Source organism: Brevibacillus jepli (genome assembly GCF_047229145.1).
Lineage (GTDB): Bacteria > Bacillota > Bacilli > Brevibacillales > Brevibacillaceae > Brevibacillus.
This window is the reverse complement of sequence record NZ_JBFEFW010000014.1, coordinates 45643-67806: the sequence shown is the minus strand read 5'-3', so window position 1 is coordinate 67806 and position 22164 is coordinate 45643. Positions and strand designations below refer to the sequence as shown.

General features: G+C 47.9%; 19 protein-coding genes. 16 read left to right on the top strand and 3 right to left on the bottom strand.

The genetic code is table 11. The annotated features are described in order from the left end of the window. Positions 1-25: 25 nt before the first annotated feature. From AB1L17_RS16675 to AB1L17_RS16610, 14 genes are all read left to right on the top strand, one after another. On the top strand, positions 26-1231 hold the full coding sequence (locus AB1L17_RS16675; protein WP_412845796.1) for an ROK family transcriptional regulator: 1206 nt from the start codon (positions 26-28) through the stop codon (positions 1229-1231). A 150-nt stretch (positions 1232-1381) separates the two neighbouring features. Beyond that, positions 1382-2662 carry an ABC transporter substrate-binding protein gene (locus AB1L17_RS16670; protein WP_412845797.1) on the top strand — a complete coding sequence of 427 codons (1281 nt, stop codon included), beginning with the start codon at positions 1382-1384 and terminating at the stop codon, positions 2660-2662. Between the two features lie 69 nt (positions 2663-2731). After that, complete coding sequence (locus AB1L17_RS16665; RefSeq protein ID WP_412845798.1) at positions 2732-3691, top strand: carbohydrate ABC transporter permease; 960 nt, start codon at positions 2732-2734, stop codon at positions 3689-3691. A gap of 30 nt (positions 3692-3721) precedes the next feature. Further along, entirely contained in the window at positions 3722-4564 is an 843-nt protein-coding gene (locus AB1L17_RS16660) for a carbohydrate ABC transporter permease (RefSeq protein WP_412845799.1), read from the top strand. A gap of 30 nt (positions 4565-4594) precedes the next feature. Beyond that, positions 4595-5584, top strand: coding sequence for a Gfo/Idh/MocA family protein (locus tag AB1L17_RS16655; RefSeq protein WP_412845801.1), 990 nt, complete (start codon positions 4595-4597; stop codon positions 5582-5584). A 13-nt stretch (positions 5585-5597) separates the two neighbouring features. After that, on the top strand, positions 5598-6572 hold the full coding sequence (locus AB1L17_RS16650; protein ID WP_412845802.1) for a Gfo/Idh/MocA family protein: 975 nt from the start codon (positions 5598-5600) through the stop codon (positions 6570-6572). 15 nt (positions 6573-6587) lie between these two features. After that, positions 6588-7562 (top strand): Gfo/Idh/MocA family protein, encoded by a 975-nt coding sequence (locus AB1L17_RS16645; protein ID WP_412845803.1) that lies wholly within the window; start codon positions 6588-6590, stop codon positions 7560-7562. A 5-nt stretch (positions 7563-7567) separates the two neighbouring features. Beyond that, positions 7568-8389, top strand: coding sequence for a sugar phosphate isomerase/epimerase family protein (locus AB1L17_RS16640; protein ID WP_412845804.1), 822 nt, complete (start codon positions 7568-7570; stop codon positions 8387-8389). Positions 8390-8418: 29 nt separating this feature from the next. Further along, positions 8419-9405, top strand: a complete 987-nt coding sequence (locus AB1L17_RS16635) for an ROK family protein (protein WP_412845805.1) — start codon at positions 8419-8421, stop codon at positions 9403-9405. 148 nt (positions 9406-9553) lie between these two features. Continuing rightward, complete coding sequence (locus AB1L17_RS16630; RefSeq protein WP_412845806.1) at positions 9554-9925, top strand: DUF4160 domain-containing protein; 372 nt, start codon at positions 9554-9556, stop codon at positions 9923-9925. Between the two features lie 8 nt (positions 9926-9933). Continuing rightward, complete coding sequence (locus tag AB1L17_RS16625; RefSeq protein ID WP_412845807.1) at positions 9934-11043, top strand: phage exclusion protein Lit family protein; 1110 nt, start codon at positions 9934-9936, stop codon at positions 11041-11043. 201 nt (positions 11044-11244) lie between these two features. Then, entirely contained in the window at positions 11245-12297 is a 1053-nt protein-coding gene (locus tag AB1L17_RS16620; RefSeq protein ID WP_412845808.1) for a hypothetical protein, read from the top strand. A gap of 122 nt (positions 12298-12419) precedes the next feature. Next, a complete protein-coding gene (gene cysK, locus AB1L17_RS16615) occupies positions 12420-13334 on the top strand; it encodes a cysteine synthase A (protein WP_412845809.1) in 915 nt (304 codons plus the stop codon). 15 nt (positions 13335-13349) lie between these two features. Continuing rightward, entirely contained in the window at positions 13350-14513 is a 1164-nt protein-coding gene (locus tag AB1L17_RS16610; protein ID WP_412845810.1) for an FAD-dependent monooxygenase, read from the top strand. Positions 14514-14580: 67 nt separating this feature from the next. Here the strand turns inward: AB1L17_RS16610 and AB1L17_RS16605 are convergent, their stop codons facing one another. Continuing rightward, positions 14581-15765 (bottom strand): M20 metallopeptidase family protein, encoded by a 1185-nt coding sequence (locus tag AB1L17_RS16605; protein ID WP_412845811.1) that lies wholly within the window; start codon positions 15763-15765, stop codon positions 14581-14583. Positions 15766-16030: 265 nt separating this feature from the next. Here AB1L17_RS16605 and AB1L17_RS16600 point away from each other — a divergent pair, with 265 nt between their 5' ends. Continuing rightward, complete coding sequence (locus AB1L17_RS16600) at positions 16031-17356, top strand: ATP-binding protein (protein ID WP_412845812.1); 1326 nt, start codon at positions 16031-16033, stop codon at positions 17354-17356. 71 nt (positions 17357-17427) lie between these two features. Here the strand turns inward: AB1L17_RS16600 and AB1L17_RS16595 are convergent, their stop codons facing one another. After that, on the bottom strand, positions 17428-18615 hold the full coding sequence (locus tag AB1L17_RS16595; protein WP_412845813.1) for an MFS transporter: 1188 nt from the start codon (positions 18613-18615) through the stop codon (positions 17428-17430). 124 nt (positions 18616-18739) lie between these two features. Next, on the bottom strand, positions 18740-19498 hold the full coding sequence (locus tag AB1L17_RS16590; protein ID WP_412845814.1) for a TrmB family transcriptional regulator: 759 nt from the start codon (positions 19496-19498) through the stop codon (positions 18740-18742). 399 nt (positions 19499-19897) lie between these two features. Here AB1L17_RS16590 and AB1L17_RS16585 point away from each other — a divergent pair, with 399 nt between their 5' ends. Beyond that, on the top strand, positions 19898-22159 hold the full coding sequence (locus tag AB1L17_RS16585) for an immune inhibitor A domain-containing protein (RefSeq protein ID WP_412845815.1): 2262 nt from the start codon (positions 19898-19900) through the stop codon (positions 22157-22159). Positions 22160-22164 lie beyond the last annotated feature (5 nt).

Genomic DNA, 22164 nt, shown 5'->3' with positions numbered 1-22164 from the left:
GAAAAACAAAGGATGAACGATTACGATGCGCAGAACTGGAGATCTGAAATTAATCCAAGAACTAAATCGTTTTATTATACTCGACACCATTCGCCAGTTTGGGCCCATCTCGCGAAGTGATATCGCCAAAAAGCAGGGCATCAGTCCAACGACAGTTACCTCAGCGGTCAATGAACTGATTCGTGAGGGTATGGTAGCAGAAGATGGAACAGGTGAGTCAAAGGGTGGCCGAAAGCCGATCATGGTTCGCTTCTGTCCAGACGGGAAATTTTTGATTGGCGTCTCCATTACGAATACAGCGATCACGATTGCCGAAATGAATTTGGAAGCAGCGACAAAGCAAAAGAAAATCTATCCGGTAAAAGCTGGGCTTGTGAGTGATTTGATCATCCAGTATGTACTGGATTCAATCGAGGGCTTTCTCCAGTCGGTGGATGATGTCGGCCGTTGTCTGGGTATTTCCATCATCGCACCAGGGATTGTCGATGCAGCGAGCGGGGTCATCCGCTTCAACTCCAAGCTGCGCCTGCATGATGTTCCGTTAAAGGACATGGCAGAAGAGCGCTTTGGGCTAGAAACTTGGCTCGATAATGATGCCAATGCAATCGCCCTGGCAGAAAAAAACTTCGGCGGTGGCCTGAATGCTGACAATCTTCTCTTTGTAACGGTAGGAGAAGGTGTTGGGTCGGGTCTTGTTGTAAACGGTTCCATTTTCCGGGGCAGCCGTGGTGGAGCAGGCGAATTTGGGCATACGACGGTAGATCGAAGCGGCATGCGCTGTGATTGTGGCAACGTAGGCTGCTTGGAAAACTACGTAGCTTGGCCAGCCATCTACTCAGGCATACTGTCTGCTGTTACACGCGGAAAAGAAACACTCGTCATGGATTTGGCTGACGGAGATATGACAAGAATCACATTTGATGTCTTTCGCCAGGCACTGCATCAAGGGGATCAGGTATGCCAAGACATCGTCGACGAGATCGCTTCGTACTTGTCGATCGGAATTGTGAATCTGGTGAATTTGTTCAACCCGAGCCTGATCATTCTGGGTGGAGAAATGATACGTGACAACCAGGTGTTGTTTGAGCGCATCCAAAAACAAGTGATGGTTCAAGCGATGGGGACCATGGTAGAAGGTCTTGAATTCCGTCCGACGGTGTTGGGAGCTGATTTCGAGGTCAAGGCTGCTGCCGCTGTTTTGTTACAAGATGTTTTCCACTTCAGCTTGTAACATCTTTTTAGATACTTTATTTGGTCATTGGAAAAAGAAAGTTGGTGCGTAAACAATCGGTGAAGGGGGGCGAGTCGAAAAGGGAAGCGTGTCGCGTTTGCAATATTTTGGGGGTAACAGAGGAGAACGTAAATCGAGGAGGGATTTCTGATGAAGAAGTTGGTTTCGATTGCAATGGCTGCTCTCTTGGTAGCAGTGGCAGGATGTTCTGGCGGTGGGCAGAGCTCCGCACCAGCTGGAACGACTGACAGTGCTGCTTCAGGCGAAAAGGTGACGCTCACATACGCATTGTGGGACAAAAACCAAATGCCTGCGATAGAGGAAATGGCGAAAAAGTTTAACGAAAAGAATCCGAACGTGGACATCAAGATCGAGCTAACGCCTAACAAGCAATACTGGACAAAGATGGAGGCAGCCGCAACGGGTGGCACCTTGCCGGATATTTTTTGGATAAATGGTCCGCGCATCATCAAATATGCAGCGAATGACATGCTCTTGCCAATTACAGACCAAATTAAGGCTGATGGCATCGATTTGAACAATTATCCAAAAGCTCTCGTTGATCTCTACACCTACGATGGACAAAACTACGCGCTACCGAAAGATTTCGACACGATTGGCCTTTGGTACAACAAGAAGCTGTTTGACGACGCAAAAGTCCCATATCCAGATGAAACCTGGGATTGGAACAAGCTGAAGGAAGCGGCTAAACAGCTGACGGACGAGAAAAAAGGTGTGTGGGGAATTGCGGCACCTCCTTATGGACAAGACGGCTTCTATAATACAATCTATCAAAGCGGTGGCTATATCATTTCGGAAGACAAGAAAACGTCGGGCTATGACAAACCGGAAACAATCGAAGGTCTCAAGTTTTGGACAGACCTGATCAACGAAAAATCATCGCCAACCGCAGCGCAAATGTCGGAAACAGAGGCAACACAGCTGTTTGAATCAGGCAAGGTTGCGATGATGTACAACGGATCATGGATGGCTTCTGCTTTTAATAAGAATGAGTATACAAAAGACAAAGTGGACGTGACGTATCTCCCGAAAGGTAAAGAGAATACAAGCGTCATTCACGGCTTGGGCAACGTGATTTCTGCTAATACCAAGCATCCGAAGGAAGCATGGGAGTTCGTGAAATTCTTGGGCTCTAAAGAAGGGGCAGAAATCCTGGCAAAATCGGGTGCTGCAATTCCAGCGTTTAACGGAACACAGGATACATGGGTACAATCCATGCCGAACTTTAATCTGAAAATTTTTATTGATCAGGCAGCTGTAGCGAAACCGTATCCGATCTCGAAAGACACGGCGAAGTGGGCCAAGCTCGAAACAGAGCTCATGACCAAGGCTTGGGCTGGTCAAATGAGCGTAGAGGATGCATCGAAAGAGCTCGCGCAAAAAATGAACGAAATGCTGAGTCAAGAATAAAAGGTCCATGATGGATGGCTTCGTATCATGGACGAGGCCATCCTTTTTCAAAGCCTATGTCAGGAGGGAATGAATGCGATGAGCAGCCAGTTGCAGCCTGAAATGCACGCCGCCGTCCAGCAAAAAACGAAAAAATCGTTGAATCGCATGAAGAGAAATGATTGGTTCTGGGCGTACCTCATGATTGCTCCCACACTGATCGGGTTGAGTGTGTTCTACTTGTGGCCGATCGTGCAAACCATTTATTTGAGCTTTACCAAATGGGGAGGATTCGGCAAATACAAGTGGGCTGGCTTACATAATTACGAGCTGTTGATTAAAGACCCATACTTGTGGATCGCGCTGAAAAACACGCTTATTTATACAGTGATCGCGGTTCCAGTAGGTATCGCTATCTCCATTTTCATCGCTGTCCTTCTTAATCAGAAAATTAGGGGGATTACGATTTATCGTACTCTGTATTTCTTGCCCGTTGTGACAATGGCGGCCGCGGTAGCGATGGTGTGGAGATGGTTGTACAACGCTGACTACGGTCTGATCAACTATTTGCTGGGCTTGGTGGGGATTGAAGGTCCGCGCTGGATATCTGATCCTGCCATCGCTTTGTATGCGGTGATTATCGTTGCCGTCTGGAGCTCCATCGGATATAACATGGTGATTTTTCTGGCTGGACTGCAAGGCATCCCGAGAAGCTATTACGAAGCAGCAGAAATTGACGGTGCGGGACCGATTCGCATGTTTTTCAAGATTACATTGCCGCTGTTGACTCCTTCGATCTTTTTCGTCAGTATCACTTCCCTGATCGGGGCTTTTCAAGTATTTGACCTGATTTATCTGATGCTTGGAAGCAAAATGGGGAATCCGGCAACAGAGCAGACGCAGACGATGGCGTACTTGTTCTTTACCAATGGATTTGAATCGGGAAATGGTGGCTATGCGGCCGCAGTTGCCGTCGTGCTGCTGGTGATGATCCTGATCGTAACGGCTATTCAAATGAAATTGCAGAAAAAATGGGTTCACTATGATTAACCTGCGCTGGACAGACGGGAGGGATATGGAATGAGTGTTTATACGAGTCGGAATAAAACGACCAAGAAGCTGTTGATTCATCTGCTGTTGATTGCAGGTGCTCTCGTGATGATTGCGCCATTCGTCTGGATGGTTCTCACGTCTCTCAAGTCACTGGGCGAATCGACACAGGTACCACCGGTCATTTTGCCGACCAAGTATCAATGGGAGAATTACACCCATATTTTTGAGATGCTGCCGTTCTTGGACTTTTATTGGAATACCGTGATCACAACCGTGGCGAAGGTAGTCGGGCAAGTATTCCTTTGCTCGCTTGCGGCGTACGCATTCGCACGAATTGAATTTCCGGGGAGAAATGCTTTGTTCATCCTGTTCTTGACCGTATTGATGGTTCCAGGTCAGGTGTTTCTGCTCCCGCAATTTATGATCATGAAAGAGCTTGGCTGGCTGAACACCTTGACAGCATTGATTGTACCGGGATTGTTCAGTGCATTTGGTACGTTTCTACTGCGCCAGTTTTTCATGTCGCTGCCAAAAGAACTGGAAGAAGCGGCGAAGCTCGACGGCTGCAACCATTTCCAGATTTACTGGAGAATTATGCTGCCGCTGGCGAAGCCCGGATTGATCGCACTCGCTATTTTCGTTGCGTTGTGGTCTTGGAATGATTTGATGTGGCCGCTGATCGTCAACAGCACACCAGATAAAATGCCGCTCTCCGCGGGTCTTGCTTACTTGACGGGCGAGCACACAAACTTGACGAACTACCCGATTTTGATGGCGGGCTCCGTTCTTGCCATTTGGCCAATGATCATCGTCTTTATTTTCTTGCAGAAGCATTTTGTTGAGGGAATTACCCTAACTGGGTCCAAATAGTTATTTTCGAAAAAAGGAGTGAAAACCATTATGCATCATGTTCTGGTAATCGGAGCAGGCACCATGGGGACTGTTCACGCGAAATCGTATGCTGCCATGGAAAACGTCAAGCTGGTCGGGATCGTCGATATCCGCAGTGAACGCGGACAGGAATTAGCCGCAGAAACAAAAACGGAATGGTTCGCGAGCTATGAAGAAGCCATGGAAAAGCTGGCGCAGGTAGACATCGTAGACGTGTGTTTGCCTACGTACCTGCATAAGACTTATGTGCAAAAGGCTGCGGATGCAGGCAAGCATGTCATTTGCGAAAAACCGTTGGCTCGTGATAAGGAAGAGGCTCGTTTTATCGTCGATTATTGCCGGGAGAAAAACGTCAAGCTGTTCGTCGGACACGTTCTGCGCTTTTTCCCGGAATACGAAAAGTCCCGTCAGCTGGTTAATGACGGCGCGATTGGCAATGTCGGTGTGGCACGTACGTTCCGCGGTGGTATCTTCCCTACAGCGTGGAACGACTGGTACGCGGACTACAAAAACAGTGGCAGCCTTGTCTTAGATATGATCATTCACGATTTTGACTTTTTGCGCTGGTGCTTCGGGGATGTGGAGCGAGTGTACGCGAAAGGCTTGCTTGGTCGAGGATTTGCCCGGATGGATTACGCACTGGTTACGCTGCGCTTCAAGAACGGGATGATTGCGCATGTGGAAGGCTCGTGGGCGCATGAAGGCTTCGCAATGAAAATGGAGCTGGCAGGCAAGGAAGGCATCATTTCCTACGACAGCTCGAAGGATAAGCCGTTGGTAGCCGTGAACCGCTCGAAGCAAGCAGGCATGAACGGAGTCGCCGTTCCGGAGAGTCCGTTGCGTGAGAACCCGTATTTCAGAGAACTGAAGCATTTCATCGAGTGCATCGATCGTGATCTGGAGCCACTCGTGACAGCAGAAGACGCCGTGAAAGCGGTAGAAATCGCTCGTGCTGCGCTTGTGTCAATCGAAACGGGCAAACCCGTAACTTTGGAGTAGGAGGGGACTGGACATGAAACTCGGAATCATCAGTGTTGCACATATGCATGCATACAGCTACGCAAATGCAGTTGCGAATTTGGAAGGGGTTCAATTAGTTGGTGTAGCAGACGAGGATGAAGTACGTGGAAAGGCGGCGGCTGAGAAGTTTGGCGTTCCGTTTTTCTCGGATTATCATGAACTGCTCGCTGCGGATGTCGATGCAGTCATCATCACCTCGGAAAACGCCAAGCACCAAGAGCATACGTTAGCGGCAGCGAAGGCTGGCAAGCACATCCTGTGCGAAAAACCGCTTGCCACTACCGCAGAGGCTGCTCAAGAGATGATCGACATTTGCCGTGAGCAAGGCGTTATTTTGCAGACTGCATTCCCTGTCCGATTCCATCCGGCTGTCGTGCGAGCCAAGCAACTGGTGGAGCAAGGCAAGGTCGGACGTATTATGGCGATCCGGGGCACGAATCGTGGACAAAATCCTGGCGGTTGGTTCGTCGATCCGGCGAAATCCGGCGGCGGTGCAGTGATTGATCATACGGTTCACGTGGTTGATTTGATGCGCTGGTTCATGGCCTCTGAAGTGCGTGAGGTCTACGCGGAGGTTGACAGCAAGTTTTCCGATACCCCGATTGACGATTGCGGCATTTTGACGATGGAATTTGAGAACGGTGTATTTGCCACACTCGATTGCAGCTGGTCTCGCAACAAGGCGTTCCCGACATGGGGCGACGTTACGATGGAAATTATCGGGACAGAAGGCACGATCTCGCTCGACGCGTTTTCCCAGAAGCTGGACGTCTATTCCAATGAGAAGGGCTTGAGGTGGGTCAACTGGGGCGATGACATGGATAGCCAGCTGGTCAAAGATTTCGTCACCAGCGTGCGTGAAAAGAAAGCGCCGTCGATTACGGGTGAAGACGGCTTGCGAGCTGTAGAAGTAGCACTCGCGGCTTATCAATCCGCTGAACAGAAGCAACCAGTAGTATTACGCTAGGAAGGTGAATGACGCATGAGTGTACGTGTAGGCATGATCGGCGTAGGTGGTATCGGGCAGCATCATTTGAAGGGCTTGCTTGCGGACGAACGTGTAGAGGTCGTTGCTGTGTGCGACGTGAACAGTGAGGCAGTGAATGAGACGGCTCGGCGCATTGGTGCACATGGCTACACCTCTTGGCGTGAGCTGCTAGAGGCGGAGAAGCTGGATGCTTTGTTTGTGTGTGTCCCTCCTTTTGCGCATGAGGAAATTGAGGAAACGGCTGCTGCGAAAGGCATTCATCTATTTGTGGAAAAGCCAATCGGACTCGACATGCAGAAGGTGAGAGAAAAGCAAGCAGCGATTGAAAAGGCAGGGATTATTACCGCGACTGGTTATTGCCTGCGCTATCTCGATATCGTACAAGAAGCGAAAGCGTACTTGGGAGACAAGTCCATTGCACTCGTCCGCGGCCATTATTTGACCAAGTTCGTTACGACACCTTGGTGGAGGGAAATGGGGAAATCAGGTGGCCAGCTGGTAGAGCAGGCGACACATACGCTGGACATGATGCGGTATTTGGCTGGAGACATTGAGAAGGTCTATGCGCATATGGCTTTGCTTGTTTCGCGTGATGTACCAAACATCGATATCCCAGATGTGTCTTCCATCAGTATGGTATTACAATCCGGGGCACTTGGGCATCTGGATACGTGCTTTATCCAAACAGATCACCGTACAAATGTCGAGATCATGGGCAAAGACTTCCGTGTCACGATTGACGGAAAGCAATTGACGATTATGGATGAGCAAGGAACACGTACTTCCGAGAGCACGGTCGATATGTACATGGAGCAGGATCGTGCGTTTATTACCGCGATCCTGACAGAGGATCGCAGCTTGATTCTGTCTCCGTATGAATCAGCGAGAAAGACGTTGGAAGTAACCTTGGCAGCCAATCAATCGGCTGAGCAAGGGAAGCCAGTCACAATTATGGGAAAAGGGGAGTGAGGCGCATGGCTTTTCAAAAGGGAATTAATGCTTGGTGCTTCCCGAAGGAAACGAGTGTGCAAGAAATGTTTCGCCAGGCGAAAGCACATGGCTATCTAGGGGTAGAACTGAACTTGGACGAGGGAGACGCTCCCTTTCATCTGGAGATGACAGAGCAGGAAATGAAGGGGCTGGCGGACGAGGCTCGCGGGCTAGGATTGGAGCTGCCAAGCGTCTCTACGGCCCTTTTATGGAAATATCCGCTGACGCACAATGAGGAAGCGATCCGCGAGAAAGGTATTCGAGTTGTCGAGAAAATGATAGAGGCGGCAAGTATTTTTGGTTCACGGACGGTCCTCGTCGTCCCTGGTCTAGTAACGGCTGAGGTGTCGTATGATACTGCCTACGAGCGGGCACGTGAAGCATTGCAGCGACTGGCGAAAACAGCGGAGCAGCATCAGGTATACATCGGCGTCGAAAACGTGTGGAATAAATTTTTGCTCAGTCCACTCGAAATGGCGCGATTGATCGATGAAGTAGACAGTCCTTGGGTGGGCGCTTACTTTGATGTAGGCAATGTGCTGCAATTCGGTTTTCCCGAGCAATGGATTCGGATTCTGGGTAAGCGAATTCTGGCTGTCCATGTCAAGGATTTCAAGACGTCGACAGGCAATATTACAGGATTTGTGCCGCTACTTGCTGGCGATATTCCTTGGAACCGTGTCGTAGAAGCGTTGCGTGAGATCGGGTACAACGGCTACATCATCCCGGAAATCTCGCCTTACAGCCAACTGCCCGAGCAATTAATCGCGCATACCTCCCAAGCGTTGGACGCCATTTTCCAGTAGTGAACTGACAGCAAGGATGTGAAAGCGTGATGAATCAAGACAAACCATATGCCATCGGGATTGATCTGGGAGGCACGAAGATCATGGCCGCGATCGTCGACCAGTATGGCAACATCCTCAGTCAGGCGAACGCAGCGACACAAACAGAAGAGTCAGCGGAAGCAGTCATCGGACGCATCGGTAATTTGGTGCAATCCGTTCTGGACGATAGTGGAATAGGCATCTCTCGCATTCGCGGGATCGGGATAGCGACAGCAGGTATTATTGATACCCAGCGCCAAATGGTCATCTTTGCGAGCAACCTGAACTGGAGCGATGTGCCGATCGGCGCGATGCTCAAGGAACGGTTTGGTGTTTCCGTGCACCTGATCAACGACGCGAATGCAGCAGCGGTAGCAGAGTGGGCGTTTGGCGATGCACGAGGCACCAAAGACTTGATCTATGTAACGGTCAGTACGGGTGTCGGTGCAGGAATCATTAGTGGAGGGCGGCTGATTACCGGAGTTGGCGATAGTGCTGGGGAGTTCGGGCATATTTCGATGGACCCGGAAGGACCGCTTTGCGCGTGCGGGAATAGAGGATGCCTGGAAAATTACACGTCTGGGCTGGCGTTGGCAAGTAGAGCAAGAGAACAGCTTCTACAGGGCGTCACGAGCTCGTTGCTCACTGAAAATGGGAACGACCTCGGCAGGATAACTGCTAGAGAAGTAGGAGAGGCAGCGGATCGGGGAGATATCCTGAGCATGACCTTGATGAAGGAAGCGGGTTATTATCTCGGGGTCGGATTGACCAATCTGATTCATCTGTTCAACCCGCAGGTGATTGTCATTGGTGGCGGAGTGATGAAGAACGGACAGCTGCTGCTTGCAGAAGCCAAGAACGTCCTTCGCGAGCGCTCCATCTCCCGGATGGCAAACCAAGCGAGCATCCAGTTGACTACGATCGGAGCAGAAGCAGGTGTGCTCGGTGCAGCAGGCATGTACTATCCGTCCGAGCGTGAAATGGTAGAGGTATAACAGAATGAGAGTTGGGGGGCCGATGTTTGAATGACATCGGCTTTTTCTTTATTTTCCTGAGTAGGAAGGTAAGAGAGCGAAGTTTTTAAATGAAAGAACAATTTGGTATAATTGTAATAAAATTCAAACGAGAGGGTAAGGTGCATATATGACAAAGCCAATGAGCAATGCAGAGCATGATGATTTTGAGGAAGTATTGCAAGAGTTAGAAGAAGGATTGAACTTTGAGGAAAATAGTGAGTGGGAGCAACTGCCTGAGGATTTTTTTCCTTTAACATTAGATAAGATAGAAGGATTTTTCTTCGAGCTGAGAACCAAAGAGAATAACCATCAACTCCCCCATTTCCATGTAAAAAAAGCAGAGTACGAGGGGTCATTTGCCATATACCCAGCGAAAAAATTGAGTAGCAATTTTACGAAAAGGCATAATCAATTTATTTTGGATTGGGCAGAAAAAAATCAAAGAATGTTGATAGAAAAATGGAACGCGATTCATCCAAGTAAAAAAATTCAGGTTTGAGGTGAAAAATGAAGGATTTTCACAAGCTAACTGATGATAGAGAAAAAGTAGAGCATCTTTTTTCGTTGTTTGGGAAAACAGCTTTTTCATACTATACTAGCCAATTTGACGAGGAAATTAAAATATACGATTACTACAAAGATTACGCAATCGGTCTTGTACAATTTTTCAACGATGATGCGAATAGTTACAACAAGCGAGCTAATCAATATCAATTCATTTACGATTATCTAGTGAATCCTGAGATAAATGCTGGAGCAGCGATTAACGACCATCAAGAAAAAATAATCCTGACTGAGGGATTAATATTAAAGATTTACGAGTTGTTCTATACAATGAATGCTGTTTACCACACGGTAGGTCCCTTTTCTCGGGAACCAAGTACATTATATAACTTGAATATCGTGAGTAAGTTTGGACCTGACCGGAAAATAAATGTGAAGTTTCCTGTATCATCGAATAAAGATTGTAATATTGTAGCTGAATATATGGCGATGTTGGCAATTAAATTTGTTATCGCGCATGAAGTAGGACATTTGTACAACGGGCATTGTCATTATCGGCAAGCAGTAAGTAAGAAGACAAGTAGTGCATTTATGCTTCACAATAATGGAGATCTAGACATTCCTGTTATGGAATTATATGCGATGGAAATTAACGCAGATGAATTTGCAATGTGCCGATTAATTGAAATCGTTATCAATCAATTATATAAGGATAACAATTTGCTTTCAGTTATCTCAAATAAAAGAGATATATTCAAAATACTAGGCTTCTCAATACATGGATTGTTTTCCATTCTTGAATATGAACAGTTGCATAAAAAAATCCAAAGAAACCAATCACATCCACCGCTGATCATTAGAAAAATGTTTGCTTTTGAGGCTGCAAGAATACAGGCTTTAAATAGAGCAAGTGAATTGGCCGTTGTTATCGATGGATTATACGAAGGAATCATACATTGTGAAAAAATACTTGCAAAAATCTATCATAACGAAACTCTGACAATTGATAAAATAGTTGATCCGGAAAATGAACATCAGATGAATAATATCATCGAAACATGGAGTAAGCTCATGACAAAAATGGAAAAATATTCACGAAATCGACTAGGCTAGTTCCAATCATTAGTATACACATCCATTTTGTGTCTATAATGCCTTCTCCTGGACAAGTTCGGTTATTAAAGGTCTTTACTAGTTTTGGCCTTTAGACTCATAGGGTTTTCCCCCGCGATTCATGTATCATTTAACTATGGCACGTTTTGGCAGGAAAAACAGGTCAAACGTAATAGAAAATGTGGGTAAAGGGGTCGCAGCATGAAGAGAAAAAACAAAAGCATCATGATCGTCATGGCTCTGGTCATCGTCGCATTGCTGGGATACGCAGGCTATCGTTTCTTTGGTCCTGTGACACTGGCGGAAGGGTATTTGTACGAAGACGACACGCGTATTCTATACACGAGTGTCGTGATGAATAACGAGAAAGTAAGTGTAGAAATGACGGATTCCATCGTCGAAACGGAAGATAGCATCCCTGTTCTAAAAACCGAGTCGCTCTTGCTGGAGGGAACGATGGACGGTAAGCAGCTGACACTAAAAAATCCGGCAACTGGTCAGGATATCATTGGCACAGTGAAGGGGGACGAGCTCGAATTTGACGGGCTGTTTTTGGAAGAAAATAAGGGACTGACGAGCCTTGTTGCGACGAAAAAAAGCTCCTACGAAAGCAAATTGGCGACATTAACCAAGCGTATTAACGAGGAAGCAGAAGTAAAAAAGAAAGAAGTAGCAGAACAAAGAGCCAAAGAAGCAGCGCGTGTAGACTTCGCCAAAAAAGTCGAACAGACAGGGAAGCTGGAGGCTGATCTGATTGAAACGGCAAAGTATTTGGACGAGCTGCAATTTACGGATGAAGCGCAGTTTGTAGGTGATCAAGTCGCAGAGCTGCAAAGACTTTTGGACGAGATTCGTACCTATTCGCAGCAGCCAGGATTAAGCATGATGGAATTCGAGGTCATGCAAGGAACACTGGGCAGTATGAAGGTATTGGTCGATGGGATGAACACCATGGATGGCTCGATCCAGGATAAAAGCAAAAACATGCAGGAAATGATCGCTATTATGGAGACCGACATGAAGGACATCCAAACAATCTGGGCGGAAATTAAAGCGAGCGTGCCAGATGCCGAGAAGCGGGAAAAAGCAATTGATACGGCTATCAAGACGGCGACGGATTCAATCGCGCAGGCGAGAGCACGCCAAGGGTCCGTTGACAAAAGCGGGCAAGCAAAGGTAAAAGCATCCGCCAACAATCTGTATCAACAAGCGGTAGAAGTGATCAATCAGACAAAAGCAAAGTATGGTTTTTAGGCAGGATAAGGGCTCTCGTTTGGGAGCTTTTTCTCATTGGAACACCCTTTTTCGTTTTCAGGTCGGAAAAATTATATTATTCTTATAGTATTACTAAGAGATGATTTTCCGGGGGGAGTACGATGAGCGTCTACCAGAACATAACTGAATTGATTGGAAATACGCCGATTGTTCGATTGAGGCGCATGGTTCCTGAAGGAGCTGCAGAGGTTTTCGTCAAGCTGGAGAAATTCAATCCTTCCGGGAGTGTGAAGGACCGCGCAGCATACAATCTGATTTTGACGGCCGAGCAAGCGGGATTGATCCAACCGGGCGATACGATCATAGAGCCGACGAGTGGTAATACTGGCATTGGCTTGGCGATGAATGCCGCGGCTAAAGGCTATCGCGCCATTATGGTTATGCCTGACAACATGTCGAAGGAACGAATCAACATTTTAAAAGCGTATGGGGCTGAGGTTGTATTGACACCGAGTGAGCTACGGATGCCAGGTGCCATTGCCAAAGCACAGGAGCTGCAAAAGGAGATTCCGCGGAGCTTTATTCCCCAGCAATTCGAAAACCAGGCAAACCCGGACATTCATCGAACGACGACGGCTGAGGAAATTTTTGCACAGACGAATGGACGACTGGATGCTTTTGTCGCAACAGCTGGGACGGGTGGAACGATTACCGGAACAGGAGAAGCACTGCGCGAAAGACTCCCGGAGCTGTACATCGCTGTTGTCGAACCAAAAGGCTCACCGGTTTTGTCAGGCGGAAAGCCTGGTCCACATAAGCTGGTAGGTACGAGTCCAGGCTTTGTCCCTCAAATTCTCAATACAAGCATCTACGATGAAATTATTCAAATTGCAGACGAGGACGCTTTACATAGCATGCGCCAGCTTGCAGCAATGGAAGGAATTCTCGTGGGGCCTTCTTCCGGTGCCTCGGTCTTTGCTGCCATCACCATCGCGAAAAGGCTGGGAGCGGGTAAGCGGGTCGTATGTATCGCGCCTGATACGGGTGAGCGTTATTTGAGCATGAATCTTTTCTAATGAGGAGAAAATGCGATGAGCAGTGAAAAACACGCACTGATTGTTGGAGCAGGCTTGAGTGGGCTCTCAACAGCACTTGCATTGAAGCAAGTAGGCTGGCACGTGACGCTCTATGAGCAGGCGAAGGAGCATAAAGGAATCGGTGCTGGCATTGTGTTGGCTGCCAATGCAATGAAAGCGTTGGATAAGCTGGGGGTGGGACAGGAGGTACGCGAACTTGGTGCTGCTGTCCGCTCCGCACGGATTCGCGATTGGCAGGGAAACTTGCTAGTAGAACTGCCTGTTGCGGAACAAGCAGAACGGTACGGAGCAGATAGCTACTTGATTCATCGCGCTGATTTGCAGCAGGCTCTCTTGGCAAAAATCTCGCCGCAGGAGCTGGATCTGGGCAAGCAGCTCGTCTCCTTCACGCAAGAAGCCGAAGGGGTTCTAGCTGCTTTTGCGGATGGGACAAGCGCACGAGGGGCGATTTTGATTGGAGCGGACGGCATTCACTCTCGTGTTCGGAAGAGGCTGTTCGGTGAAGAGAAGATGAGATATTCCGGTTACACGGCGATTCGCGGGATAGCGACTTACGCAGACTCACGGTATCCACTGGAATCAGGCGGAGGCTTTGAAGCATGGGGCAAGGGGATTCGTTTCGGATTTTCCCATATCGGCAACAATCGCATTCATTGGTTTGCCGCTATGAATGCACCAGAGGGTGAAAGCGATGGGCCGTTGGGGCGCAAGCTAGAGATTTTGCAGCGTTTGGATGGCTGGTATGAACCAGTGCGTGCAGTAATTAAGGCAACAGAGGATGCCGCCATCTTGCGTCATGATATTTATGATCGTACACCGCTCAAGAGATGGAGCGATGGCCGTGTGACATTAGTAGGCGATGCTGCGCATCCGATGCTTCCGAATCTGGGGCAAGGGGCAGGCCAGGGAATGGAAGACGCGCTCGTGCTGGCGAGAAGCTTGGCAGAAGCGGAGACGGACCCGGCTCGGGCCTTGCGCATGTATGAGGAGCAACGGATGAAGCGAGCGAATGCGATTGTGAAGGGTTCTCGATTGATGGGTGCAGTCACTCAATGGGAGAATCCGCTAGCCATCGCTGCCCGTAATTTTATGCTAAAAACAGTCCCTGCCCGTATCCAGAGCAAGAGACTGGACTGGATTGTCGGCCACGAGGTATGAGCGACGAACAGCAGACGGTGATGAATAAGGCAAGGAGCTCATCGCCCTTGCCTTTACCTGTGTGCGCTTATTGATGGCGAGCCTGATACGCGAGCAAGGCTGCGATAAACAGTTGGCCCGTTTGAATCATGGAGCGCTCATCGACATCGAATTTTGGATGGTGGTGCGGATACGTAGCCTGAATTTCCGGATTGCCGCCACCGACCATGAAGAAGGTAGCTGGACGCTCCGCGGCAAAATAAGCGAAATCCTCACCGCCCATACCAGGGGGCATTTTGATCACTTTCTCTTCACCGAAAAGTCGTTTTGCTTCAGCGTCTAGAAGTGGTGTCTCCGTTTCGTCGTTCCAGGAAGCAGGGTAGCCGCGTTGGTATACGATTTCACAAGTCGCGCCGATTGCTTGGCAGTTCGCTTCCACGATACGTCTCAGTGATTGTTCTGCTGCTGTACGCACATCCTCGTCGTATGTACGGACGGTTCCCTTCAACTTCACTTGATCGGGAATGACGTTGAACGCTTCACCGCCTCCAACGAAAGAGCAGACAGACACTACGATCTGTTTGAGTGGATCGACTTGGCGGCTGGCAATCTGCTGCAAACTCATGACGACTTGGCTGCCCAATACGATCGGATCGATAGCAGTATGGGGGTAAGCGCCGTGACCGCCTTTTCCGTATAGCGTGATCTCGAAGCTGTCTGCCGCTGCTGTTACGTAGCCCGTGCCAATCCCGACAATGCCTACGGGAAGGTCAGAAGCGACGTGAGCACCATACACGACATCGACTCCCTCCAGGCAGCCAGCCTCGACCATGGCTTTGGCACCACCTGGTGGCAGCTCTTCCGCGAACTGATGCAGGAATACCACATTTCCTGGCAGCTCATCGCGGAACTCGCTCAATACTTGCGCGACTCCCAAAAGTCCGGAGGTATGTATGTCGTGTCCGCATGCGTGCATGACACCCGGAATGCGGGACTTGTACGGTACTTCTTTTTCATCTTGAATGGGCAAGGCATCGAAGTCAGCACGCAGAGCAACTGTTTTTCCGGGCTTTCCACCTTTCAGTAGACCGACAACACCCATGCCGCCTACACCTGTCTGTACTTCAATACCGAAAGACGCCAGCTTGTCTGCTACTTTTTTTGCCGTGTTTTCCTCTTGAAAGGAAAGCTCGGGATACATATGCAAATCACGTCGGAATGCAACAAGCTCTGGATAAATCTCTTGTAGTCGGGCAAACAGCTTTTCTTCCATCGAACCCACTCCTTTTTCCTAGGGAAAGAGATTGGTATTTCGTATTCGACTTATTATAAAAATATTCCGAATCATATTTCAATGTATGATTTCAATAAGTATACTGCCTGTTAGTTCATAGGATGTAGACATTTCCATAAGAAATCTCTAGAATGTTAGGGGGACATGTTCAAAAAGTCGTGTTTTTCGTACAACTATGTAATCAAAAGACGACTTTTTGAACATATCATAAACGATGTCAAGAACACGATTGATTGAGGAGATTATGACGAGTCCACACCCGAAAAATCCTAGAATTCTGATCATTATGCTCGTTTCTGGCATCCTTGTTTTGATCTTGACTTGTGTAAGTATTGCGATTTCCTATTTTAATACGATTCAATCAGTCCGACTCTCCATCGCAAATCAAAGCATGAATGCTGCTACGGCTATTGCAGATAGTCTAGACGTTGCAGTATACCAGGAGTTTTTGCGCAATCCGGTAAAAACGAACCCCGCCTATAAACGAATTGAACAGCAATTAAATCAGGCACGAGAGCAGTTTGGCTTGCTGTATTTATACACGATTCAAATAAGCGAGGACATGAAGAGCGGTCGTGCACTGATCGTAGCAAGGCCTCCAAATGCGCATCAAAACTTTGAGATCGGTGTCCCTACATATTTATCTGCCGAGCAAATCACAACGATCTACCAAGGGTCGACGTACTATTCAGATATTATTAGGGACCCCGATTATGGAGTCTACATGTCTGCGGGCGCACCACTTCGAGATCAAGAAGGACGAATCATCGGAATTATCGGAGTTGATACGGACGTGGCCATCGTGGAAGACATCGGAAATGATGTCGTCCGCAGCAGTATTCCTGTCTTTGTTTTCCAAGGATTTTTTGTCGTTGCACTCATCTTGTTGATTCTGTGTATGCAACGCTGGTACCAACGTGCCATCAAGGCTGCGGTTGGCGAGACGGAGGAAGCCTATCAGGAAGAATTGCGTTCGGTCATTAGTTCTATTCGCTCCATTCGCCATGATTTCGTCAATCATATGCAGGTACTGTACGGTTTGATCGAATGCGGATATTATCCAAAAGCACGAGATTACGTGCAGTCTTTGCTGAAGGAAACCAAGCTCTTGGATCTCACCGGGAGGATTGCGAACCCTGCCCTGATGGTGCTGTTTCACACCAAATGGGAGCAGGCCAAGTCCAAGCAAATCGTGATGCAATTTGAAGAATGCGCAGATCCAATTGATAGCATTCCTTCCATTGATCTCATCAAAATTTTATCAAATCTGATTGATAATGCGATTGAAGCAACGGAAGTAGCGGACGGGGAAAAGCGGATTAGCATTTTTTGTTGCTGTGATGGTGAACAAGTTGTTTTTTGCGTGGAGAATACAGGGGCAGAAATATCGCCGGAACAACGTACGTATATTTTTGAACATGGTTTTACCACAAAGACAGAAGAAAAATGTGGCGGGCGTGGAACAGGTCTTACGATCGTTGCCGCCGTCGTTCACAAGCACAAGGGGAACATTGAGGTTTGGTCCGAGCGTGGAATTACGAGGTTTACCGTCCGGCTGCCAGTGAAATAAGCAAATAACGAAAGCGATTCTAGGATGAGAAAAAGCCGTCAGACATTTGACGGCTTTTCTTTTTGCGATTGTTATGCATTTTGTCCTGATATAGGCTGCTCCAATTGGCTTTCCTGTGAGGGAAATGGACGTGTGATGGAGTAATAGGCAAATCCGAACGAAAGCAGAACGAACACGGCTCCCACCCAAGGCGTGTAGATGACGGATGATCGTTCGACCACGAGTCCGCCAGCCAGTGAACCGAAGGCGATACCTAAATGCTGAGCAGAAGTATTCAAGCTTAACTGAATATCTGCTGTAGCTGGTGAGCAGGAGATCAAATAATTTTGCTGTGCCGGCGAAATGGCCCAGCTCAGTGCACTCCAGATCACCATGATTGGCAAGAACAAATAAAGAGAGCCCGTGAAAAACGGCAAGACACACATGATCACTCCAAACACAGGAATGATGAACAGAATGCTTTTGGTTGCCCCCCATTTGTCTGCAATCCATCCGCCCATACCTCCGCCTGCGACGGCAGCGATTCCGAACAAGAGATAGATCAAGCTCAGTGTATTTCCGTCAACATCCATCGTTGTCTGCAGGTATGGTGTGAAGTAGGCATACAGCGTCAAGTGACCCGTCAGCATTAACAAGACGATAAACAATGCGCTCAAAAGCTTGCCGCTACGCAGGATCGTGATCTGGTCACGCAGCGGAACAGGCGGTGCTGTCTGGACTTTTGGCAAAAACAAGAGGATGAAAATCATCGCGACGACGCTTAACGCTGCAATGAGCCAAAACGGAGCGCGCCATCCGAATGCATTCCCCAGCGCAAGACCGACAGGGACACCGAGTACAAGTGAACCGCTAATTCCCATAAAAATGACGCCGATCGCACGACCGCGGTATGCAGGCTCTACAAGACTCGTCGCGATGGTGATCGACAGGACGATCAAGATGGAGCTGCTTGCTGCGCTTAGGATACGCGCCGTCATTAATACAGCGTAGTTGGGACTGAGTGCAGCGAGCACATTACTTAGGAAAAAGGCAGCCAATGCATACACATATAACTGTTTGCGCTCAACGCGTCTGGTAAGGTGCAGGAGCAGAGGAGCGGCAACAGCAAAGGCAAGCGAGAAAATGGTGATCAATTGTCCGGCTGTACTGATCGAGACCTGGAGATCACGAGCGATCAGGTCGAGCGTACCGCCGATAATCAATTCCACCGTACCTACGACAAAGGTTGCAATCGCCAAGATGAAGACACGTGGATTCAAAACAGTAGCTCCTCTCAAGTTAAAAGGTTACTACCATAATAGTAACCTTTTGTAGCTTGTGCAACTAGAAATTTCTCCGTATAAAAGGAAAAGACTCTGGCAAAAAGCCAAAGTCCAGGTATCGTCAATATCGGAGACGGATGATCATCTTGCGAATTTCTTCATCGTCAAACAGTTGATCCACATATTTTTGGGTGATTTTTGTAAGGGCGACATCATGGTAAAAGGAATCTGCAAAAAATTTGACGAACGGTTGACCACGAGTCTTGATCGCATGCCAGCCCGTTTCCTCCTCGCCTGCAAAAATCATTTCATCTTGGTCCGCTACGATTAGCTGATAACGCTCCAAGCCCTCGTGCTCTTGTACAGGAATAAAGGAATGTACACAGGACAGCTTGGTGTTAATCTGCCCAATGACCAGGGCTTCGATCTCGACTCCTTCTTTTTCTTTCTTCTCCAATAGAGGTACATATTCCAAAAAATCGTCCGACCAAGCAGAGATACGTATAGACCGCGTTGCCCGCTGAATCAATTGCTTGCATTCCGCGCGTATCGATTCATCTACCTTGAGGCTCCAGACCCGGTCATCGCGTACGGTTTTATGAGAAAGGGAGCTGGTCAACTGCTTGACATCCGCTTGGAATTGTCTGGTTAGCTTTTCTACCAGGCTATCCAGAGGGAGGGCTGTATACCGCTTTTTCTTTTCCGAAACGGTGTCGAGTACCATCCCTTTTTCAACGAGACGATTCAACACCTCGTAAATTTTTGCCTTTGGTACCCCGGAATGCTTGACGACCATTGCCGCATCGAGAGGCTCTCCGCTAGACGCCAGCGCTTCATAAACTTTACTCTCATACAGAGAAAAACCAAATGTTTGCAGCATCAAAATCCTCCATGGAAAACACGAGCATTTTTATACGATCGTACCGATAATCGAGCCTTTTTGCAAGAAAGAGGACGAGGTAAAGGAATTGCGTTACAAAAAAACTATCATGTTTTTCCGACAAAAAACGACAAAATCTTGTAGGTCTTTAGTTGGTAGACACGTCCTTCATATGTTACATAGAAATAAGAAGCATAAAGCAATAGCCGAAAATTCGGCACTTGTCAGAAGTAGGACGATAGCCTTATTGAGAAATTTCTTTTGAACAGGAAGTATTATTTGTCGAAGGAAAAAATTTGGCAAAGATTACGTATCACGCAATAATTATGAATAATCGGAATTGGGGGTAAAAAATTTTCCGATGCATCACAAATAGATAGAAAAAGAGGGTGAACCGAAGTGAAGAAAAGCAAAAAGCTCTTATCCGTTTTATTTTCCTCCTCACTCGTGCTCAGTACTTTCGTGGCTGCCCCAACAACGGGTTTGGCCAAATCAAAAGAGGACAAGCATGACCTGCAAGTCGACTTGTCCACTGTTAACCTCGAGCGACTGATTAAAGGGTTAATGGCGCAAGGTATTATTGATGAAGACGCCGATCAGGAAGAAATTGACGAGGCGTTGATGGAGTACTTGGAAGACAAAAAAGTACCGCACGGCATTGACGAATCGACTTCTTATGGTAGGGAAGCAAGTAGAAGGCAGCAGGCCGCATTGGCGAAGGCTGCCAAGAAAGTTGCCGAGATGGAAGATGGCGATGAATTGCGCTCTTCCAAGCGTGTACATACCGATAACATCGTGATCGCTCTTGTCGAGTTCCCTGATCGGGAGCATAACGAGCTACCAGAAGTCAGTGACTCGCTATGGACGAAAGACTTCGACGAAAAGCACTATAAAAAGATGCTGTTTGATCCGAAAGGGTATACGACTCCAGAAGGAACAAGCATGACAACGATGGCGAATTACTTCTATCAACAATCGGGTAAAACGTGGACGGTTGATGGTGTCGTAACGCCATGGCAAATGGCCGAGAAAGACTACAAGTATTACGGAGGAAACGATAGTAAGGGTGACGATTCCAACCCTCGCGATCTGGTAATCGAGACGCTTGAGGCAGTTGGAGATTCCATTGCTGGGAAAGAAGACGAGTATGACCAACGCGATCCGTATGATCATGATAGCGATGGCGATCTGATGGAGCCGGATGGCATGCTGGACAACCTCATGCTCGTTCATGCAGGGATCGGGGAAGAGACAGGGGAAGACGATGATGCGATCTGGTCTCACCGTTGGACCTTGAAAAGACCTGTGGAGATTCCAGGGACAAGCCTCAAAGCGTTCGATTATATGATTCAGCCTGAAGATGGCGCACCGGGTGTATTCACTCACGAATACGGGCACAATCTCGGGTTGCCAGACTTGTACGACACGACTCGAGCAGGAAAAGATTCGCCAGTAGGGGCATGGTCCCTCATGTCGTCAGGCAGCCATACAGGCAAGGTTTTCCAAACAGAGCCTACTGGCCTAGACCCTTGGTCCAAAATGGTATTGCAGCAAATGTTCGGCGGCAACTGGATTACTCCGCATGTGCTGGACTACAAGGATGTAGAAAGGCGCGATAGGACCCTCCGACTCATTGATGCGAGCAGCCTCGAAAAAGACGGCAAGGTCATCAAGCTGAACATGCCTAAGGCCGAAAAGAAACCGCCGGTTGAGCCAAAAGATGGTGGATACTCGTATTTCTCAGACGAGGGCAACAAACTGAATACAAAAATGACTTCTGATGTGATCGATTTGACAGGAGTCAGCTCCGCTACAATGAAATTCGATTCGTGGAGAAGCATTGAGACTGGGTATGACTACCTGTTCGTCAACGTGATCGATGCGGATACAGGCGAGAAAAAAGAAGTTCAGAAATTCGATGACGTCACAAAAGGCTGGGACAAAGAAGAAATCAGCCTGAATGAGTTTGTTGGCAAAAAAGTACAAGTCGAGTTTAACTATGTGACTGACGTCGCTTACGTGTTGGATGGCTTCTATCTCGATAATTTTGAAGTAGAAGCAGACGGTCAAGTCATCTTCGCTGATGATGCAGAGGGTGAGAAGAAGTTCAAATTGGACGGCTTCATCCACTTCGATGGAAAAGGAAAAATGTACGATACGTACTACCTGATTGAGCTGCGCTCTCATGAAGGCATTGACGCTGGGCTGAAGCATTTCCGTCGCAACGATTCCTTCTTCACCTATGATCCAGGTATGGTGATTTGGTACTTTGATGGTCGCTTCGAAAGAACCCGCGACAATAATACGAGCCAGCATCCAGGCTACGGCTTGCTCGGTGTAGTAGATGCTCATCAGGAAGTGCGTTATTGGAACAATGATGAGGGTAACAAAAAGGCAATCGCAGACTCCCGCTACCAAGTGAATGACGCTGCGTTTAGCCCGAAAGATACCTCCGGAATGGATCTGGATTACATTTATGGAACGATGCAATACGAGCCGCTGGATGGCGTTACTGAGTTTGAAGACAGTGATGACTACTCGATGCCGGAAGTACCGGAAATCGGAAAAATCCTGCCGCAAATCGGCTTGGAGATCAAATTGAAAAGAGTATCCAAAAAGTTCACGGATGCAACGATTGAGTTGTCCATCGACAAAGATTAATGAAA

Bases quoted from the DNA above. Each gene is read 5' to 3' on its own strand.
- AB1L17_RS16675 (WP_412845796.1), top strand. From the start codon at position 26: ATGCGCAGAACTGGAGATCTGAAATTAATCCAAGAACTAAATCGTTTT.
- AB1L17_RS16670 (WP_412845797.1), top strand. From the start codon at position 1,382: ATGAAGAAGTTGGTTTCGATTGCAATGGCTGCTCTCTTGGTAGCAGTG.
- AB1L17_RS16665 (WP_412845798.1), top strand. From the start codon at position 2,732: ATGAATGCGATGAGCAGCCAGTTGCAGCCTGAAATGCACGCCGCCGTC.
- AB1L17_RS16660 (WP_412845799.1), top strand. From the start codon at position 3,722: ATGAGTGTTTATACGAGTCGGAATAAAACGACCAAGAAGCTGTTGATT.
- AB1L17_RS16655 (WP_412845801.1), top strand. From the start codon at position 4,595: ATGCATCATGTTCTGGTAATCGGAGCAGGCACCATGGGGACTGTTCAC.
- AB1L17_RS16650 (WP_412845802.1), top strand. From the start codon at position 5,598: ATGAAACTCGGAATCATCAGTGTTGCACATATGCATGCATACAGCTAC.
- AB1L17_RS16645 (WP_412845803.1), top strand. From the start codon at position 6,588: ATGAGTGTACGTGTAGGCATGATCGGCGTAGGTGGTATCGGGCAGCAT.
- AB1L17_RS16640 (WP_412845804.1), top strand. From the start codon at position 7,568: ATGGCTTTTCAAAAGGGAATTAATGCTTGGTGCTTCCCGAAGGAAACG.
- AB1L17_RS16635 (WP_412845805.1), top strand. From the start codon at position 8,419: ATGAATCAAGACAAACCATATGCCATCGGGATTGATCTGGGAGGCACG.
- AB1L17_RS16630 (WP_412845806.1), top strand. From the start codon at position 9,554: ATGACAAAGCCAATGAGCAATGCAGAGCATGATGATTTTGAGGAAGTA.
- AB1L17_RS16625 (WP_412845807.1), top strand. From the start codon at position 9,934: ATGAAGGATTTTCACAAGCTAACTGATGATAGAGAAAAAGTAGAGCAT.
- AB1L17_RS16620 (WP_412845808.1), top strand. From the start codon at position 11,245: ATGAAGAGAAAAAACAAAAGCATCATGATCGTCATGGCTCTGGTCATC.
- cysK (WP_412845809.1), top strand. From the start codon at position 12,420: ATGAGCGTCTACCAGAACATAACTGAATTGATTGGAAATACGCCGATT.
- AB1L17_RS16610 (WP_412845810.1), top strand. From the start codon at position 13,350: ATGAGCAGTGAAAAACACGCACTGATTGTTGGAGCAGGCTTGAGTGGG.
- AB1L17_RS16605 (WP_412845811.1), bottom strand. From the start codon at position 15,765: ATGGAAGAAAAGCTGTTTGCCCGACTACAAGAGATTTATCCAGAGCTT.
- AB1L17_RS16600 (WP_412845812.1), top strand. From the start codon at position 16,031: ATGACGAGTCCACACCCGAAAAATCCTAGAATTCTGATCATTATGCTC.
- AB1L17_RS16590 (WP_412845814.1), bottom strand. From the start codon at position 19,498: ATGCTGCAAACATTTGGTTTTTCTCTGTATGAGAGTAAAGTTTATGAA.